This window comes from Lysinibacillus sp. FSL M8-0216 (assembly GCF_038595555.1).
Classification (GTDB): Bacteria; Bacillota; Bacilli; order Bacillales_A; family Planococcaceae; genus Lysinibacillus; species Lysinibacillus fusiformis.
The window spans coordinates 4,534,595-4,552,920 of record NZ_CP152007.1 but is presented as its reverse complement, the minus strand read 5'-3'; the positions used below and the strand labels follow the sequence as shown (position 1 = coordinate 4,552,920).

Sequence of the window (18,326 nt, the reverse complement as noted above, 5' to 3'; positions counted from 1 at the left end):
TTGTCATTCTCCTTGTCAATTTAATGTTTTGTAAATCGTAAAGTCGTTGCCCAAAATAGAATTGCTATAGCACTAATTGAAGCTCCGAGGAAAGAGACCCCTTCCCAGCCAAAGTGTGCATATATTTGTGTAGAAGCAATGGAGCCACTTGCACTGCCGATGGAATAAAAAATCATATATCCAGCAGTAAGTCGACTTCGTGCCTCTGTACGTAATGGAAGAATTAGCGCCTGATTCGTAACATGTACGGCCTGTACAGCTAAATCTAGCAATACGATCCCTACAATTAACGCAAATAACGATTGTTCTAGATAGCTAATAAACAACCAAGAAATTAGTAATAGTGCTAATGCTATACCTGTTGTTCTTTGTGCGTATCCTCGATCAGCCAATTTCCCTGCCCGTGCCGCAGCCAACGCGCCGGCCACTCCAACAAGACCAAAAGCACCAATTACGCTATGTGAAAGTGCCAACGGTGGTGCACTAAGTGGAAGAACAAGTGATGTCCACAAAATACTGAAATCAGCAAAAATTAGCATGGCTAGAACTGCACGGATACGTAGTGTTCGTTCTTGTTTTAATAAAGTGAACACAGATCTAATGAGTTGATGGTAGGGGAGTGATTTTACTTCTCGCTCCACTGTAGGTAACACCTTTACAAACAAACAGACCATGATGAGCATGAAGGCAGCAGAGACTAAATAGACAGTACGCCATCCTGCAAGGTCAGTTAATAGTCCTGCGAAGGTACGGGCGAGCAGGATGCCAATGACGATTCCACTCGTGACAATCCCAACGACTCGACCACGCTCTGCTGGGGAAGCGATGGTTGCTGCAAATGCTACAAGCGTTTGTGTCACAACTGCAAGTAAACCTACTAAAGCCATGCCTGTGAAAAGAACTATGCTATAAGAAGCAGTACCGACTATAACTAGAGCCGTTGTGGATAATAGCATCTGTCCGATAATCAAACGTCGTTGGTTAAGTAAGTCCCCAAGTGGCACTAGAAGTAATAGGCCTAACCCGTAAAAGATTTGCGTGATTGTAATGACAACACCAATAATCGACGGATCAATATTAAACGCAATAGACAGCTGATCAAGCAGCGGCTGTGCAAAATAAATATTGGCGACTGACATTCCACAGGCTGCTGCGAATAAAAATGTGACAGCACGTGGCATGGACGACTGTAGATTCATCGAAGGTGCATCCCATGTCTGTCTAAGATCTTCGTCCATCTTATATCCTCCAGTCCATATAGAATTTCATTATAACGTACCGTTTGGTACAATATAATTGTTGGTAAATATATCTTAACCTTATGGAAGGTGTCAAGCGTTTATTTAGTATTTATTTTTATATCCTTACAATGAATAGTGTAAAATTGACAATGGAACCAGCTGATTATACAATGATTACATACTGTTTGGTATTTTAATTTTTATATAGTTTAAATGGCGAAATCTACTACAGTGGAGGTGATTTTATGGCAAGAACCCGTGAATTTGATGAAGGAAAAGTTTTAGAGGCTGCCATGCAGTTATTTTGGGAGAAGGGATATGAAGCTACTTCTCTAAGTGATCTTACTTCAAGAATGGGCATTCAACGTCCAAGTATTTACTCAACCTTTGGTGATAAAAAAGAGCTATTCGAAGCAGCACTGCGTAGATATACGACATCTAGAGCAGCTGATATACGGACTAGACTTCAAAGTCATGTTTCTGTAAAGCAGGCATTTGCTACTTTTTTTGAAGAAGTGATTCAAGCTGAGTATACGAAAGATCTTAGTAACGGTTGTTTTTGTATTAATACAATGGTTGAACTCGCTCCTCATGACGAAAGATTTGAGATTTTAACGAGGGAGCACCAACTTTATTTAGCAGTTATTTTTCAGGAGACCATTGAGCGAGGGGTCCGAGCAGGTGAGCTTGAGGCTGACACGGATGCAAAATCACTTGCGCAGGCACTCATTGTATCGTTAATTGGATTAACCGTTATGATGAAATCACAGCCACAGCGTTCATTCGTTGATAATGCAATAGCTGCGACTCTGACATTACTTAAATAAAATTTTAAACTAGTAAAAGAATAAAATATAAACGTCCATAAAACCTATGTGGCAGCAATTTTAACAGGAATTGTACCGTTCTCTGATTTAGATGTTCCAAACCCTACAGTAGCTGATTTTGCGAATATCGGAGGCTTAACGGTATTTACCTTATATGAAAAACAATAATGGAAGATTTCATCCCCCTTTAGAGTCTCTAAAGGGGAATTTTCTAAGAATAAATTCAAATCACATTTCTATAAAGCTCTACATAAAATAAATTTATACTTCTTTACAAGCCCAAGCATCAATCTCGACCTTTATGGCCGGAGCAGCCAGTGCCACTACGTACAGTAAGGTTGTACATGGAAGATGTCCTTGTAAAAAATCATTCATTATTTCTTTTCGTTGTTGAGCCTCCATATCGCCTACCAAGTAAAACACGAGCTTTGTAATATCTTGAATCTCCATATTGGCATGATCAAGATTTTTCCGAATATTATCTAGTGCTATCTTCAATTGGGCAACCGGATCCTCAGGTATTGACCCATCTATCTCCATGCCAATTTGCCCGGATAATGTTAACCATCTGTTTGGTCCTGTTACTTCGATCTGATGTACATAAGGGGCTACAGGTGGATGAATGTTTTCAGGATTTCTACTAATTTTCATTGAACCCATCTCCTTTTCTATTATTCATTTTCATCTCTCCATTAAAATAGCATAGAGTAATCATATAAAAGTAGTACAAATACCATTATAAATGAACTTACAAATTGGATATGTCGATTCAAAGGGTTATAATAGATTCATAAAATATAGGCTTATACGCTGATAAAGCATTCAAAATAGATAAAAGTATTAACTTTTTAATTTGACTAGACATACAATTCACTTCACGCCCTTAGGTTTTATACAGATACTTCTAAAGAAACATGAATTTCGTCTTAATTTGAAGGTGGATGGCTATACTCATTAAATAGAGGGAAATTTTTACATAAGAATGATGCGTATTGATGTAAATTAATGTTTACTACTGATGTTTAGTTACTAGTGCAACCTTAGGTGGCAAAGGCAGCGAGGCCGTTTTGTAGAAGGAGTGAATAAATGAATAATTTCTTTCGGAGTAATGGATTTAAACGTTTTATCATTCTAGTTGGAATTGCTGTTGCATTGTATTTAATGCGAAGTATGATCAACTTAATTTTGCTTACGTTTATTATTACCTATTTGATGAATCAGCTTACTACGAAGACAACGAAAAAAATAAGAAAATACACACCGATGAATGAAAAGGCTGTTACTGTAACATTATATTTGTTACTGGTCGCTGGTATTGTTGCTGTGATTTACAAATACTTGCCCATTGTCACGCAGCAAGTCACACAGCTTTTTGATCTTATTGCTAGCTTTAACCTAGATCCAGATGACAATGAGATTGCGAGATATTTGGCTCCAACCTTTGAGAAGATTGAGCTTGGTAAGTATTTAGAACAGGGTGTGGATATAACTCTTAAAAATATTACGAATATTGGTAAAATCATTATGCAAATTTTGATTTCCCTAATATTGAGTTTGTTCATCTTGTTGGAAAAGAAACGAATCATTGAATTTACAGCAAAGTTTAAGGATAGTAAAATTGGACCTCTTTACGATGAACTGCATTATTTTTCAAGAATTTTCATCCGTTCATTTGGTAAAGTAATTGAAGCACAGTTCATTATTGCTGCTGTTAACTGTGTATTATCAGTGATTGCCCTTTCGATTATGGGCTTCCCGCATCTAATTGCTCTTGGGATTATGCTGTTTATTCTTGGCTTAGTGCCAGTTGCAGGTGTTATTATTTCATTAATCCCACTCAGTATTATCGCCTATAGTATTGGTGGCTTAATGTACATTGTCTACATTTTAGTAATTGTTATGGTCTTACATGCGATTGAAGCGTATTTCTTAAATCCAAAGCTTATGTCAGCTAAGACAGATTTACCGATTTTCTACACATTTATGGTCATCCTTTTCTCAGAGCATTTCCTTGGTGTATGGGGATTAATCATCGGTATCCCATTGTTCATGTTCTTACTTGATATTCTAGGGGTTACTTCCTCAGAAGAATCTAAACAGAAAATGGACGACGTTGAGGACAAAAAATTAATGGAATAAAAATAACTTTACAAAAGGGATCATCTTGTATGTAGAGATGATTCTTTTTTTATTTACATCGTATCTCATTTAAGATAAGTAGGGGGTGTTTTTGACAATGATGGTAAAGGGACAGAAGGTATATTTAAGAGAAATCTCTGTTAATGATAGCGAAAGTATTGAAAAATGCTTTCAAAATGAGGAAATCATGTATATGACAGGAACTCGTAACTTGCTAACAAAAGAACAAATTAAAGAGGCGATCTACCGCTTTAAAGAAGATTCTACTCGCTATGACTTTGCTATTTGTTTAGTAGATAATGATCAAGTAATTGGTGACTTAGTTATTATGGAAGTGGATTTAGATAATAAGAAGGCTATGTTTCGTATAGCCCTGCATGGATTAGAGGATTGTGGCAGAGGACTTGGATCAGAAGCAGTTCAACTTGCTCAAAAATTTACGTTTGAGGAGCTATGTCTGAATCGTTTGGAACTACAAGTTTACTCTCATAATATTAGAGGGATCAAATCCTATGAAAAGGTTGGCTTCAAAAAAGAAGGTGTGTTGAGGCAGGCATTATTTATGAACAATGCTTTCTCAGACGAAATCATTATGGGTATTCTGCTGGAAGAGTATATGAAAAAATTGCAATAGAAATTGAGCTAGCACAGAGTATATGTGCTGGCTTTAATTTCGTTAAATAGAAAATAATATTAATAATGTATAAAAAGGTATGTTATTCTACATAAGAATCTTTGTTACAGGGGGCGGTCATGATGACAAATACATTTATTTTTATCGTTCAATACAGGGGGAAAACGTCTTATTAACAAAGTGTTTAGCGTTTCCCTAAATTCGGAAGGGGACCATATATGTCTAGCAATACTGTAAGAATCGAAGAGGTAAGTAAAAATAATTGGTATGATTGCTGCCTGTTAGAAACATCAGCAGAGCAAAGGGATTATGTTGAATCCAACGCTATTTCTATTGCACAATCAAAGTTCGAACCAACTTTAAAGCCATATGCCATTTACTATGAAGACAAAATTGTTGGATTTTTAATGTTCAATGCAGTAAAGGAAGAGCTTGGCGGGTACTGGATCTATCGCATAATGATTGATCAGCACTTTCAAGGTAAAGGTACTGGCAAAGAAGCCACAAAGCAAATAATAAACGAAATAGCTAAGTTACCGGATGCTACAAAGGTTATAGTAGGCTATCATCCAAAAAATAAAGTCGCGCATCATTTGTATGCAAGTTTAGGCTTTGTCGATAATGGTGATCGTTTCGGTAAAGAAATGGCTGTTATTCAATATTTAACTGAATAAATAGAAGGAAAGGGACCTGTATAAGTACAAGGTCCCTTTCCATTTAAGCATCGCCAGAAGAGGCAATTATTCGTGGGTTTTTTTTGATATACCCGTAAATAAGTAAGGCTGTAATACCCTCTGCCACTGGGAAGGTCCACCAAATTGCTTGAGAGCCAAACACTTTAGGCAGGAGAATAAGTGTTGGGATAAATAAAATAATACTCCGTAGTAACATAATAGTTGTGGCAATACGAATTTTTTCGATAGATTGAAAGAATTCGGCGAGCACCATATTGATACCTAAAAATACATAGCCTATAGCAAAATGAACAAAGCCTTGAGTTGCCATATGCCGAATTTCGAATGAGCTATCTCCGAATAAAGCCATAAGCTGTGAAGGAAAAAGCATAGCTATAAGTGCTGTTGTTAATCCTAAAATAAAAGCCGTAGCTAATCCGATTTTAAGTAATGCTGTTAACCTCTCAAGTAATCTTGCCCCATGATGATAGCTAACTAATGGCTGTAGAGCCATGCCAATACCTAAGAAAATCGTTAACAGGACTGTATGGATATAGTTGACCATTGCATAGGCGGTCACACCGTTTGCCCCTAAATAGTGTAAAAAGGTCACATTATATAAAATAATAATAACCGCTACAGAAGCCTCGACAATAAAACTAGGTAATCCGATAGCGAAAATTTTTCTTAAATCTGTCTTATTGAAGAATGAAGAGACAAACTTTAATTCAGACTGTGGGCGGAAAAAATGAAGACATAGGACAGCAGTACCTATAATAGTAGCTATTGCTGTTGCTAATGCACAGCCTGTTACACCATAATCTAGAACGAAGATAAAAATATAATTTAAGATAATATTCAATACAGATGTTGTAATTAAACCCAGCATAGCTAGCTTTGGATTACCATCATTGCGAATAAAAATACTTAAAAGATTTTCAATTGTATAAAACACTCCAAATAACAAAATAACGTGTAAATACTCTTGCACATATGGATACGTATCATCACTTGCCCCGAATATATATGAAATATCTTTTAAATTAAGCGCAAGGAACCCGATAATTGTTAACACGACCACAAGCATTGTAGTAAACGCCAGCGTAAAGAGCTGATGGGCTCGTTGCTTATTGCCTTCCCCAAGAGAAATGGAATAGAGTGTAGCTCCACCCATCCCTATCCAAAGCGAAATAGACAGCAGAATAGAGAAAATCGGAACAGCAATATTAACGCCTGCTAACGCTGTAGGACCCACGCCGTGACTAACGAAAATGCCATCCACTAAAATATTAACGGACATGAGAAGCATGCCAATCATAGATGGAAATAAATAGGATAAAAACAATGGTTTGAGCGGCCGTGTTTCAATTGGATTAATGGTTGTCATATCCATGCACCTCCAAGACCATTACTTTTTCCCCTTTATCATCTAGTTCACCATTAAACATAAAGCCAAACTGTTTATATAGCTGAATAGCTACTGCATTATTGTCATAAACACTTAAATATATTTTGTGACAGCTGAATTTTTCTGTTAAGTAATGTATAAGCTGCTGTAAAAAATGTTTACCTAAACCTTGTCCCTGATAGCGTTCATCAATTAAATAACGATCAAGCCAAACTCGTTGACTATGATCCTCATGAGGAAATACGCCATACATAGCGAAGCCTATTACGGTGCTGTCCTTATATAAGCCTAAAGGTGTAAAGCGCCGATCCATCTCCGCCTCTGCTAAGCATTGGTCTGTACTTTCAATAAAATTTTGCTGATTGTCAGCAATGCGTAATGCTAAAATTTCTTGTTTGTTAAAAGCTGTAATGTCACGAATCTCCGTGAACATAATGTCAAAACCTTTCTATTTTTATTGTGAATAGGTACAATCTAAAGTATATAGTTACTATATAGTCAAGAGAGGATACTCAAAAAATGCTTAATAAAAATGTAAAGTATTTTACAACTGGTGAATTTGCTAAAATATGTAAGGTTAATAAACAAACTTTAATTTATTACGATCAAATTGGCTTGCTATCTCCTGTTATGAAGGATAGTAAAGAGTATCGATATTATTCACTCGCTCAATATGATTTTTTTAGCGTCATTGAGTTATTAAAGGCTGTTGGCATGTCTTTGAAAGATATACAGCAGTATATGGCGGAGAAATCACCTGAAAATTTTTTAGAATTGATGCATCTACAAAAGGAAATTGTCGCAAAAAAGCGGCGAGAACTGGAGATGATTGAAGGCATTATTGATGTCAAAATTGATTTAACGAAGGAGTCACTACAACTTGATTTTGATAGCATTACAATTGAGCATTTTCCAGAGGCAACCTTGTATTTAAGTCGAAATATTGAGGACTCAACGGAAGAACAATTTGTTAAGTCTGTCTCTGATTTTATAGATGAATTGGATCGCTCTCGCTTAGACACAGGTTATCCCATTGGTGGAATTACCAAAAGGGAGCAGGTATTAGCCGGTAACTATGATAATTATAGGTACTTATATATTGAGCAGCCGCATCCGCAGGAAGGTCATCCTTATTTTAAAGCAATTGAAGGAAAGTTTATTGTTGGATACCATGTAGGAACGTCTATAACTCTGGGAGAGACCTACAAGCGATTATTTCAGGTCATGAGAGAAAAAGGCTATGAGCTGGGGCAATATGTTTATGAGGAATATATTTATGATGCGGTTATTAAAAATCGTGAAGAGGAATATGTAACAAAGATTATGGTGGAAATAAAAGAAGGTTGTTGATGCATCTCGCTTATCAACAACCTTCTTCATGTGTTTAGTGCAATTATTATACAAAGTGGTTATTTTACATAGGTTGGTTTAGTCACCTTATCAATTAAAAGAATACCATCATATTGATCGCGTGGAACAAGGCTTTCTTGTATTACTCCCCAGCTATAGGATAGGCGAGGTTCAAACATCCATGAGTTACCACGTTCATTTTGACGATTATGTAAATCAATGAATGTGTAAGGTTTGTTGGCTGAGGAAACAATATCTTCGATAGATCCTTTTATTGGTGGTAAAACGGGCATCGTCTTGCCCATATTATTGGCAGTTACTCCGCTAGTCATATATAGACCTAATACATAGCTATATTTTTTGTAGATGTCTGGTAAACGTTCACCCATTAATTTAACTGGATATGGGGAGCCCATTACATCTGATTGAGCCTTACGAATATGGTCATTATGCGCCCAAACGATAAACTTTTCAGTTGGATAAACTTCTTCAGCTAGCCAAAGTAAGTTCTCCATCATCGCCTGATCACGCCACTCCATTGTTGTTAAAAACGATTCATATTTATTTTGCTCCATCTCGATATTGGATTGAATTGTTAGCTCTACATATTCGTCTGCCAAACGGATACGATCTGCTAAAGTGCGCTCCATCAGCTTTACTATTTGAAGTTCATTCGGATAAGCTTTTTGAAGCTCCTTTTCTTTCGTCTGAACTTGTGCTTTTACTTGTTTATAAACGTTAATAATAGCCGTTTTTTCTTTCTGGTAGCCTTTTACATCTTTGCTAGAGCTCCATTCTGCGAGTTGCTTTTCCGCGTCACTGAATTGCTGAGCCAATTGAGGATTTTGCAACCAATTCCCATTCGTAAATGCCCCTTGCTGTTGAATATCAAAGCCTGCTAGAACAAGAGGTTTTTCTGTAGCTTGAGTTGTTTTTGCGTATTCAAAAAGAGGCAATGTTTCTTTTGTCCACCATACTCCAAAAATAGCATCCTTCATCGTTTGTAGTGCAGCTTGTTTATCAATTTTTCCTTGGGCATTCATGACATCGCCCAGACCACTTTCGAAGGCTAAAACATTGTAACCCATTTCTTGATGTAAAAATTGTATTAAACGAGTTTTAGCGAGATTAAACTGTGCGACCCCATGAGAGCTTTCACCTAAAAAGACAATTCGTTTATCATGTAATAATGGCTTTAGCATTGCTAGGTCCTCAAATTTATTAGAAGGGATTTTCTGAGAACTAGCTGGTTCCGGCTGAATGGAAGTCAAGCTGTAAGCATGATCATTCACCCATTTTTTCCAATCCTCTAATGTTTCAGTAGTAGTCCTAGCCTGTTGAACCGCTCCGTATTTTTCCTGCTCTTTTATCGCAGGGTCAGCTGCTGAAGCACTAGTTATGCCACTGAATACGATTAAACTTGTCAGTGCTGTACTTAATAAAGCTTTCCGTTTTCTATAATGTTTCATTGAAAATCAGCCCTTTTCTTTATGTTGATCCTAAGTATAAGGGGCAAAGTTTAAAGCATAGGAGGAGTTTGTTTAAATTTTGTTTAAATTTGAATTGATTGTTAAAAAAGAAAGCATCTCCATTTAAATGGAGATGCCAATAGCTATTTATAATGATACGTACTAGCTCTAACGTGATTTCGTTGAATTTGGTTAAACCATGCCCGATCCTTTTCCTCTTGATTTAAGGTACCAATAATAGAGGAGGAGCAGCTCACGCAAATTTTCGCTTGAGTAATTTGTCCACATCTTTCACAAGGTGCGCCTAAATTTGGGAAAATCGAATTTTTTAACTTTCCGGCTTTAACCCATTTATACAGCAGCTCAGACGAGACACCTGTCAACGTCACAACCTCTTCATTTGTTAAATAACGATTATTTTTTCTTAATAAAAAATGATGCAGTTCTGAAAAAATATCCTCTTCTCTCACATCTATCTTTTTTTGAAATAGCAACATAACTAGTCCTCTCCTCGTCACATCAATTCATACTTTCTTTAACGGTTATAGGTTGTTCATCATATTTATAATTTTCCCAACGATTGCGTGCTAGCTTTCGATATTTTGGCGAGACATTCTTATCGGCAATTAATCTAGAAAATCCTTTTTTAGCTTCTGTCATATCACCAAGTCGGAGGCTTAGCTCGGCATGTAAAAATTGAATTCGCTCTCCACCTTCCTGGTTAGATGCAAATGATTTACTGTAAAAATCTCTAGCGGCAAAAAGGTAGCGTTTTTCAGATTCTTCGTCGTTTTTCAAACGATATAACCAGGCAATTTTTAATGCGAAATTTGCCATCAAAAGCGATTCTTCCATTGATGCGCGAGATACTAGATAGGCCAGCTTAAAGCTTATAATGGCATCATCGATTGTACGTTCCTGACAGATATTCATAGGTTTCTGTAGCTCTTTAATGTATAGTTCATCTATGAGCTGCATGAAAGGTCCGTATGTCCGCGTCATGGATTTATGGAAAGCAAAGCCACAATGTGGGCACACAGCAACTTCATACAGCAAAGGGTTTAGGCCATCATAGACGGGCATGAAATCTGTTTGTTCCTCGATAATTTTATATCGATTTGGGCGTACTTTATACGTTGTAAAATGCTTTTTGCAAAATTTACAATCTACGCTACTTTCATAGTAGTAGATGTTAAATGCCATAAGAATCAACTCCTTTGCATGCTCTAGAATTAGTATTTCTTTTGTTCTATTTAAACGCAATCGATAATCGTTCAATGTATTTAATTCATTATCTATCATTTTAACAATTCTGTGTTCTTTGGTATACTCCTTTAGAATTATTAAATTAAAAATAATTCTTACATTTTTAGTTAAATATCATTAGAAATAAGCTTGTAATAGTATTTATCGGTGTACTTAAAGTAAGTTATATAGTTCGAGCGAATTTTGTCGAATTATATACAATTTATTTCATAGACAATTTGAATTGTATAGTTCAAAAGTTATGTGCGAGAGGATGAAGTAAATGACATTTAAAATAGTGTTTTTTGATGTGGATGGTACTCTGGTCAATTATGAGGATGGCGCTGTGGAAGAAAGTACAAGGCAGGCCATTCACCTACTACAGGATAAAGGGATTCATCTAGTGGCTGCGACAGGAAGGCCATTGTCCATGTGTGAAGAGCTGAAAAGTTTGGGAATTGAAACCTTTATTACGGCAAATGGAGCATATGTGAAGCACAAGGATGTTGTCATACATAAAATTCCGATTGATAAGGGCATTGTTCAAAATGTTCAAGCTTTTGCACAGCAACAACAGCATTCCTTAACATTTTTTACAGAACAACTTACGATGAATGCTATTCAAAATCCGTTAGCCTTAAGCGCGATGCAAGAGACATTGTCTTTACGTGATTTTCCCGTTAGAAATGACAGCATTATAGAAGAAGAGGTTTTTCTTATGTGTCTTTATGCAGATGAGCAGGCTGAAAAAAGATTAGCTTGTCAATTTTCGAATATATTACGGCAACGATGGCATCCTTATATTGTGAATGTCTTACAGCAGGATGTGTCCAAGTCGATAGCTGTGAAGGCTGTACTGGATTATTTTGAGATTAATTCTAAGGATGCAATAGCTTTTGGAGATGGAGAGAATGATATAGATATGCTAGAGCAGGTTGGCCTCGGGGTTGCCATGGGAAATGGGAGCCAAGCTCTAAAAAATGCTGCAGATTTTGTTACAAAGAAATCCATTGAAGGTGGCATAGATTTTGCTTTACGTCAGCTTCACATTATTTAACGACATATTTGCTTGAGCAATTTTTTAGGGATACGGTTATGACTGTATAGAAAAGGTGTTAGGTGGTCGGAAAATGGCGCAGCATGTGCAATCTCTAATTGAACATTACGGGTATTTTGGCATCATTGTAATCCTAATTGGAGGCATTGTTGGGTTGCCACTTCCTGATGAAGTATTTTTAACTTATGTAGGCTATAGTGTTTATCGAGAAAGTCTTGAACATATCCCAGCGTTAGTAAGCGCCCTGATTGGCGCCATGGGAGGTATTACTTTAAGCTACTATATCGGCCACCGATTTGGCTTACCGCTCTTGCAGAAATATGGGCCAAAATTTCATATAACTGAGCAAAAAATTGATTTTACTAAAAAAATGTTTACGAAAGTAGGTCCTTTTTTATTAATAGTGGGCTATTTTATTCCAGGTGTACGCCATCTGACAGCTTATATTGCGGCTATTAATAATTATCCCTATAAGAAATTCGCATTCTTTGCTTATACAGGAGCATTTATTTGGACGTTCACATTTATAACATTAGGAAAAGTATTAGGGGAGAAGTGGCGATTCGTCGGTTACTATTTGTCCCATTACAGTATTTATGTCATCTTACTGTTTGTCCTTGTCATGTTAATCGTTTATTATTTATTGAAAAAAAGAAACGTACAAAAGTAAAAGTCGGTATGATTCGTACCGACTTTTTATTATGGCAAAATGGCAAATGATCGAACAGGGAATCCAGATGCTTTTTCAGGCTTAGGTACAATATTAAAAATAATAGCCCCTTTTGGAGGAAGCTTGTCCAAATTAGTCATAAGCTCAATTTGATAGGTGTCTTGATCAAGGACAAAATATTCTCCATCCAATTTGCCGCTTTGACGAAAATCAGTAGCAGAATCGGTATCAAAAGTTTCATGACCGATTGCACTTACTTTACGTTCCTTGAATAAAAATTGTAATGCCTCCAAGCCCCAGCCTGGAAGATGATTATGGCCATCCACATCTTTATTATTGAATGCTTCTTTATCGGGCCAACGCTTACTCCAATCTGTTCGCAGTGCCACAAAAGTACCTTCTTCTATTTGTCCATGTTGTGCCTCGAATTCTAGAATATCTTGGACACTGAGCGTAAAGTCATGATTACTAGTAGCCTCTTGTGATTTATCAATAACGATAAGCGGGAGAACGAGCTCCTTTAGCTCTAGTTCATCTAGAAAACGAGTATCTCTTACAAAGTGAATAGGTGGGTCAATATGTGTTCCATATTGTCCGGGAAAAGTAAACTGCTGTGCGAAAAAACCGTCATCATGCGAGAATAATGTTTCAAATTTAGCATCTTCAAACATAAAAAAATGAGGTGAATGTGGGCCGAAGGTATGTGTCAAATCGACCCATTGTTTTGATTTTAGTAAGTGCAATGCTTCTAAAAGTTCGTTAGACATTTAATTTCCTGCTTTCTAAAAGTAATGGTAAATAAAAAAGAGTCCTCTATAGAAGAGGACTCCCTGAATCATACGTGGGTAGTTCGTCTTCTCATCTTTCAGGCTTAGATTTTGCCAAAAGGAATTAGCACCATACTGATTGAGCTGGTTGCTGAGACTTCATCGGGCCGATCCCTCCGTCTCTCTTGATAAGAAATAGAATATAAGAATTTTCAGAAATAATAGTACAAATACTTTAGCATATATTTTTATAGTTTACAACTTTTATAGGATTACAGGGTTAAGATTTTTATTTACCAATTCAAAATTAACGTTACTCTACAGCAACCACTATCCATAAGCTGTATTCTAAAATTATCTGGTGTATAGTTGGTTTCGAATTTTGTAGTGATGCCTGTGGATGTAATCAATTTTTCGACATCTGTTTTATTTGAAAGTTGTGCAGCATTTTTTAAATCATGGGCAAATTGTTGAGAGCTATCAATTTTATCCGTAAGTAATTGTGCTTGCTGCATAATCGCCTTTATCCGCGTAGCTGAAGATATTAATTTTTGTGTATCAACAGGGGGAAAGGCACTATTACTGGTCGGCATTGCTAAATGTTGAGAAAAGGGTCTAGCTGCAAGGTGATGGGCTGTCGATGGTATTGGGTAATGGTAGGGGTGAACAAAATACGGATAAGGATTATAATACAATTCAATTCCTCCTATCCAAAAGCTGATATCTTATCTTATGTATCATGATCTTTTTAGGTGTTTGGATAAAGATAGTCCTGTACAGGAGTGTAAAACATAATATGCTACATAAACAAAAAAGGAAGCCATGGCAGCTTCCTTTACGTTCTTTAGCCAAGAACATTTAATACATCATCTATTTTTTTGCTATGTGATAGGATTCCATAATTCATCCACGTTAAAAAATCCACCTCATAAACACAGCTGCTCTTAACTGCTCTTAGGTTTTTCCACATAGAAGATTTTAAAATAGTACGCTCTTCATGCTCATAAATGGAGTGTTGCTTGTCGAAGGTGATAAACAAATGATCAGCGTCTAGCTGTAGCAGTTGATCTGATGTCAGATGAGCTTTACGCTGGTTAAGCGGTATTTTCCATACTAATGGATGAGGCGTTAAGCCCAAGTCACGATATAGGATTGGCCCTGTATAGCCGCATTCAGGGCCAGCATACAGTGTAATGCCAATGGACGAAATGCGAAGAAATGCAACACTTTGCCCATAAACGGATTTACCGAGAATTCGTCGAGCCTTCTGTACCTTATCCTCATATTCCATGATAATGTCTTGCATCATAGAGGTTTTCCCTGTTAAATCAGCAATTTTAAAGAGAGTCGATTGCCAGTCCTCCCCAGGGTGGTTGAGGTGACAGATTGGGGCCAGCTTATTTAAATGAAGACAAGTTTCCCAACGCTCTATACCAGCATCTAACATAATTAAAGTTGGTTTATAGTGAAAGAGACGATCCACTTCTCCAAACTGTACATCTATATCGGGAACATCCTGCAAACCTAAATAGTCTTGTTTTCCCCATTTGGAATGACTGAATTGAGCAATGGGTGTAATCCCTAAAGCTACAAAGAAGTCCTCTAAGAACGGTGCAAATACACGTACATTATTGCTCTGACTTCGTCGATATTGCCCTGGGGAAATACCTACATGCTCTTTAAAACGACGATTAAAATAATATTCGTTATTAAAGCCAATGGACTGACTAATTTCAAAGACACGATCATTAGTTGTCATTAATAACTGTTTGGCCTTTTCAATACGTATACTATTTAAATAATGAAGAGGAATCTGCCCCGTAATATCTTTAAAAATACGAGAGTAACTCCATCTTGGAACTTCTGCTAGTTCTGCTAACTGTTCAACAGTCCAATCCCTTCCAAAGTATTTGTGCAAATATTGAATAGATTGCTCTACAGATTGACGATCATTTTGTAGTATAGGCTTCGGTTGGTTTTGTTCAAAAATAAATAGCATCAATTCTTGAAAACGAACATGCTGCTCAAAAATAGTGTGTTCATCCTTTGCTTGACGACACCGATAAATAGCTTCTAATAGTTTATTGCATTGAGAGAAAGGAAGGAGACGTAGTTCTCTAACACTTGTAAAGAGACTAGTAGGAGCATGGGATTCACTAAGATAGATCGTGTTAAATGTCAATTGGTACAGGCAGAGAGGCTCATCGGCAGTGTGAATTTCGACATGGCTATTAGGTGGAATAATCACACATTTTTCTTTCATAAGGTGGATAGTTTCATGATTTGTCTTAAGTGTTCCGTTTCCACTAATAAGGATGAAAAGCGAAAAGTATGTATGGCTATATGACTGCATATTCACTGACAGAATAGTATATGAAATAGTTTGTAAATGATAGATTTGTGTTAAATTACCCATTGTCCACGCACTCCTAAGTAAAGTTTAAATTTGGAAAACAACAGAAAGAAAGCCCCCTAAAGAGCTTTCTTTTGTAAATTATTTCACGAACCATTTCTCAAGATCATCATATTTTCGTAGGTTTGCAGTAATGGCACCAGACTGCCAATAAGTTCGATCGGCAATATAAACTTGTCCATTTTTTACAGCAGGAACTGCTTTCCAAAGTGTACTATCTAACCATTTAATCGCCTCTTGATTTTCTTCAGTTTCCCAAGTGCCATTTGAAGGGAAGAGTATAATATGATCAGCATCTAATTCTGGAATAGCTTCTTCAGACAAGACCTCTTGGAACTCTGTCATATCACGAGCTAATGGATGTGGAGTTAAACCAGCTTCCGTATAAATGTAGCCCGTGTAACGATTCTTCATTCCGAATAATGCCAATGTTTTATCGGCAACATTTAAACGAACAACGGCAACAGTTTCGTCACCAACTGATTCATCTAACTTAGCTTTTAAATTAGTAACACGTTCCTCATATTTATCAACGATTTCATTTGCTTTCTCAGGGATATTTAAAACATCAGCTATCGTTTTCACAATCTCACGTGGATCTTGTAGTATTTCTTCTTTTAAGCGATAAGTAGGCGCAATCTTAGAATATTCTTCATACTTTGCCTTATCTGCCGCACCATCTACAATGATTAAATCTGGCTTAGCTTGAAGTAACGTTTCCATACTACCTGTAACGTCAAACTCAGGTACGTCTAAACCTAAATAATCTTGTTTACCCCAGGATGGGTGATACCATTGCACAACGGGTTTGACATCCAAGGCAGTTAAATAATCTTCCATATAGATGGCTGCTACTCGCTGTGGATTTGTTGGAATTGTTACTTCACCAAACCCATCCTCTACAACTCGTGTATCTTCTTTTGTTGGATTCTCACTCTCGGAATTTGTTTGTGCTTCATTTGAACCACAGGCACTTAAAACGAACATCAGTACAAGGAAAAGTACAAATGTAAAATATCGACTGATACGCATGGCAATTCACTCCTATAAATTTACTAAAACAGATTGAATGTTATCTTAATTTAGAATGATAATCATTCTCGTTTGATTCAAATAAATTATAGGATACAACATAAAAACAAACAATACATATTTTCTACATCTTTTTTATACAAAATGAAGTTTAGAGCACTATTGTTTCTTTTTATCAAAAAGTAGCCATAAGAGTGTAACGACCGCTGCAAGCATAACCATAAAGAATCCATAAACAGGCGTGTGTGCTAATGATTGATGACGAATAATTACGCCTCCAATATAGGAACCTAAAAAGATGCCTACGTTAAAAGCAGAAATATTTAATGCTGAAGCCATCGAAATGGCAGATGGCACATATTTTTCGGACAGGAGAACTGCATATAATTGCAATCCTGGGACATTCATGAACATAAATAACCCCATTGTCAGTACCATGATTAGCCCTATAATCGGTGACTCAAGAGTGAAACCAATGCCAAGTAACGCCAAGGCAAGTCCCACAAAAATAATAAAGATGGATCGTAATGGATGTTGGTTAGCAAAATGGCCGCCTAGTGTATTACCAATAGCAACGCAAATACCATAGACAACTAGAATAATGATTACGGCATGTGGCGAGTAACCCATATATTGTTCTAAAATGGGTGAAACATAGGTGTAGACAACAAAAGCCCCACCATAGCCGATTGCAGTAATGAAAAGTATTAATAACATGCGGATATTGCCTAATACTTTGCCAATATCGTGTAAAGAAATGGGATTACCTTTAGATAATTGATGAGGTACTAACAAAGCATTACTTATTAAACCGATAATTCCTATCATGACAATAAAAATGAACGACATACGCCAGTCTGTTATTTGTCCAATAAATGTACCAAGTGGGACACCTGTCACAGTAGCTAATGTTAATCCCGTAAACATAAAGGCAATAGCACTTGCTCGCTTATTAGGTTCAACTACATCAGCAGCTATAACAGAAGCGATCGACATAAACACACCATGTGCTAATGCAGAAATAATACGACCTATAATCAATATGGAGAAAATAGGTGCGATAGCTGCAGTTAAATTACCGATTATAAAAATGGTCATAACAAGCAATAATACAGTTTTTCGACTAAGGCGAGATGTGAAGGCTGTTAATAATGGAGCTCCAATAGTAACGCCCAGTGCGTATATAGAAACAGTTAATCCAGCTGTACTTAAAGATATACCGAAGTCATCCGTAATTAATGGTAGAAGCCCAACACTGATAAATTCAGTGGACCCTATACCAAATGCACTGATTGCAAGTGCTAATAAAGTTAATGTAGCATTTGGCTTTTTTGATTGTGACATACTAAAACAATCTCCTTTGATTTTTTTTATCGAGTGTAGTACTATTCATACATACC

At 36.7% G+C, this 18,326-nt stretch carries 19 protein-coding genes and 1 riboswitch; of the genes, 7 read left to right on the top strand and 12 right to left on the bottom strand.

The features are described 5' to 3' along the window. Positions 1 to 20: 20 nt before the first annotated feature. Positions 21 to 1,238: an MFS transporter gene (locus tag MKX57_RS22655; protein WP_089985864.1), complete on the bottom strand. Its 1,218-nt coding sequence runs from the start codon at positions 1,236 to 1,238 to the stop codon at positions 21 to 23. Positions 1,239 to 1,486: 248 nt separating this feature from the next. Between MKX57_RS22655 and MKX57_RS22650 the strand changes: the two genes are divergently transcribed. Next, positions 1,487 to 2,068, top strand: coding sequence for a TetR/AcrR family transcriptional regulator (locus MKX57_RS22650; RefSeq protein WP_008175424.1), 582 nt, complete (start codon positions 1,487 to 1,489; stop codon positions 2,066 to 2,068). A 261-nt stretch (positions 2,069 to 2,329) separates the two neighbouring features. Here the strand turns inward: MKX57_RS22650 and MKX57_RS22645 are convergent, their stop codons facing one another. Beyond that, entirely contained in the window at positions 2,330 to 2,719 is a 390-nt protein-coding gene (locus tag MKX57_RS22645) for a RidA family protein (protein WP_008175420.1), read from the bottom strand. A 435-nt stretch (positions 2,720 to 3,154) separates the two neighbouring features. On the opposite strand from MKX57_RS22645, the gene MKX57_RS22640 reads away from it, so the two are divergent. From MKX57_RS22640 to MKX57_RS22630, 3 genes are all read left to right on the top strand, one after another. Beyond that, positions 3,155 to 4,207 carry an AI-2E family transporter gene (locus MKX57_RS22640; RefSeq protein WP_008175417.1) on the top strand — a complete coding sequence of 351 codons (1,053 nt, stop codon included), beginning with the start codon at positions 3,155 to 3,157 and terminating at the stop codon, positions 4,205 to 4,207. Between the two features lie 100 nt (positions 4,208 to 4,307). Further along, complete coding sequence (locus tag MKX57_RS22635) at positions 4,308 to 4,841, top strand: GNAT family protein (protein WP_342551140.1); 534 nt, start codon at positions 4,308 to 4,310, stop codon at positions 4,839 to 4,841. Between the two features lie 218 nt (positions 4,842 to 5,059). After that, a complete protein-coding gene (locus tag MKX57_RS22630; protein ID WP_342550631.1) occupies positions 5,060 to 5,515 on the top strand; it encodes a GNAT family N-acetyltransferase in 456 nt (151 codons plus the stop codon). Between the two features lie 43 nt (positions 5,516 to 5,558). On the opposite strand, the gene MKX57_RS22625 is transcribed toward MKX57_RS22630, so the two are convergent. Together MKX57_RS22625 and MKX57_RS22620 are read right to left on the bottom strand one after the other, a co-directional pair. Beyond that, positions 5,559 to 6,902, bottom strand: a complete 1,344-nt coding sequence (locus tag MKX57_RS22625) for an MATE family efflux transporter (protein ID WP_342550630.1) — start codon at positions 6,900 to 6,902, stop codon at positions 5,559 to 5,561. After that, positions 6,889 to 7,356 carry a GNAT family N-acetyltransferase gene (locus MKX57_RS22620; protein WP_036121436.1) on the bottom strand — a complete coding sequence of 156 codons (468 nt, stop codon included), beginning with the start codon at positions 7,354 to 7,356 and terminating at the stop codon, positions 6,889 to 6,891. Before MKX57_RS22620 ends, MKX57_RS22625 begins: the two co-directional genes overlap by 14 nt. An 86-nt stretch (positions 7,357 to 7,442) precedes the next feature. Here MKX57_RS22620 and MKX57_RS22615 point away from each other — a divergent pair, with 86 nt between their 5' ends. After that, positions 7,443 to 8,273, top strand: a complete 831-nt coding sequence (locus tag MKX57_RS22615; protein ID WP_090002114.1) for a MerR family transcriptional regulator — start codon at positions 7,443 to 7,445, stop codon at positions 8,271 to 8,273. A 59-nt stretch (positions 8,274 to 8,332) separates the two neighbouring features. Here the strand turns inward: MKX57_RS22615 and MKX57_RS22610 are convergent, their stop codons facing one another. The 3 genes from MKX57_RS22610 to MKX57_RS22600 form a co-directional block, all read right to left on the bottom strand. After that, the gene (locus MKX57_RS22610; RefSeq protein ID WP_342550629.1) at positions 8,333 to 9,742 is read right to left on the bottom strand and encodes an erythromycin esterase family protein; all 1,410 of its coding nucleotides are present in this window, start codon (positions 9,740 to 9,742) and stop codon (positions 8,333 to 8,335) included. A gap of 143 nt (positions 9,743 to 9,885) precedes the next feature. Beyond that, positions 9,886 to 10,239 (bottom strand): hypothetical protein, encoded by a 354-nt coding sequence (locus MKX57_RS22605; protein WP_012295965.1) that lies wholly within the window; start codon positions 10,237 to 10,239, stop codon positions 9,886 to 9,888. Between the two features lie 22 nt (positions 10,240 to 10,261). Then, on the bottom strand, positions 10,262 to 10,945 hold the full coding sequence (locus MKX57_RS22600; protein WP_036121430.1) for a DUF2225 domain-containing protein: 684 nt from the start codon (positions 10,943 to 10,945) through the stop codon (positions 10,262 to 10,264). A 325-nt stretch (positions 10,946 to 11,270) separates the two neighbouring features. Here MKX57_RS22600 and MKX57_RS22595 point away from each other — a divergent pair, with 325 nt between their 5' ends. Both MKX57_RS22595 and MKX57_RS22590 read left to right on the top strand, forming a co-directional pair. Then, the gene (locus tag MKX57_RS22595; RefSeq protein WP_089985856.1) at positions 11,271 to 12,044 is read left to right on the top strand and encodes a Cof-type HAD-IIB family hydrolase; all 774 of its coding nucleotides are present in this window, start codon (positions 11,271 to 11,273) and stop codon (positions 12,042 to 12,044) included. Positions 12,045 to 12,117: 73 nt separating this feature from the next. After that, positions 12,118 to 12,714, top strand: coding sequence for a DedA family protein (locus MKX57_RS22590; protein WP_089985855.1), 597 nt, complete (start codon positions 12,118 to 12,120; stop codon positions 12,712 to 12,714). Positions 12,715 to 12,743: 29 nt separating this feature from the next. On the opposite strand, the gene MKX57_RS22585 is transcribed toward MKX57_RS22590, so the two are convergent. The 5 genes from MKX57_RS22585 to MKX57_RS22565 form a co-directional block, all read right to left on the bottom strand. Continuing rightward, entirely contained in the window at positions 12,744 to 13,481 is a 738-nt protein-coding gene (locus MKX57_RS22585) for a cyclase family protein (protein ID WP_089985854.1), read from the bottom strand. A gap of 88 nt (positions 13,482 to 13,569) precedes the next feature. After that, a riboswitch (SAM riboswitch) is annotated at positions 13,570 to 13,676 on the bottom strand. 98 nt (positions 13,677 to 13,774) lie between these two features. Further along, entirely contained in the window at positions 13,775 to 14,176 is a 402-nt protein-coding gene (locus MKX57_RS22580; RefSeq protein ID WP_089985853.1) for a hypothetical protein, read from the bottom strand. 149 nt (positions 14,177 to 14,325) lie between these two features. Then, positions 14,326 to 15,897: a helix-turn-helix domain-containing protein gene (locus MKX57_RS22575; RefSeq protein ID WP_089985852.1), complete on the bottom strand. Its 1,572-nt coding sequence runs from the start codon at positions 15,895 to 15,897 to the stop codon at positions 14,326 to 14,328. Between the two features lie 78 nt (positions 15,898 to 15,975). Then, positions 15,976 to 16,926, bottom strand: coding sequence for an ABC transporter substrate-binding protein (locus tag MKX57_RS22570; protein WP_089985851.1), 951 nt, complete (start codon positions 16,924 to 16,926; stop codon positions 15,976 to 15,978). 159 nt (positions 16,927 to 17,085) lie between these two features. Continuing rightward, positions 17,086 to 18,270 (bottom strand): MFS transporter, encoded by a 1,185-nt coding sequence (locus MKX57_RS22565; RefSeq protein ID WP_107922332.1) that lies wholly within the window; start codon positions 18,268 to 18,270, stop codon positions 17,086 to 17,088. Between the last annotated feature and the right edge of the window lie 56 nt (positions 18,271 to 18,326).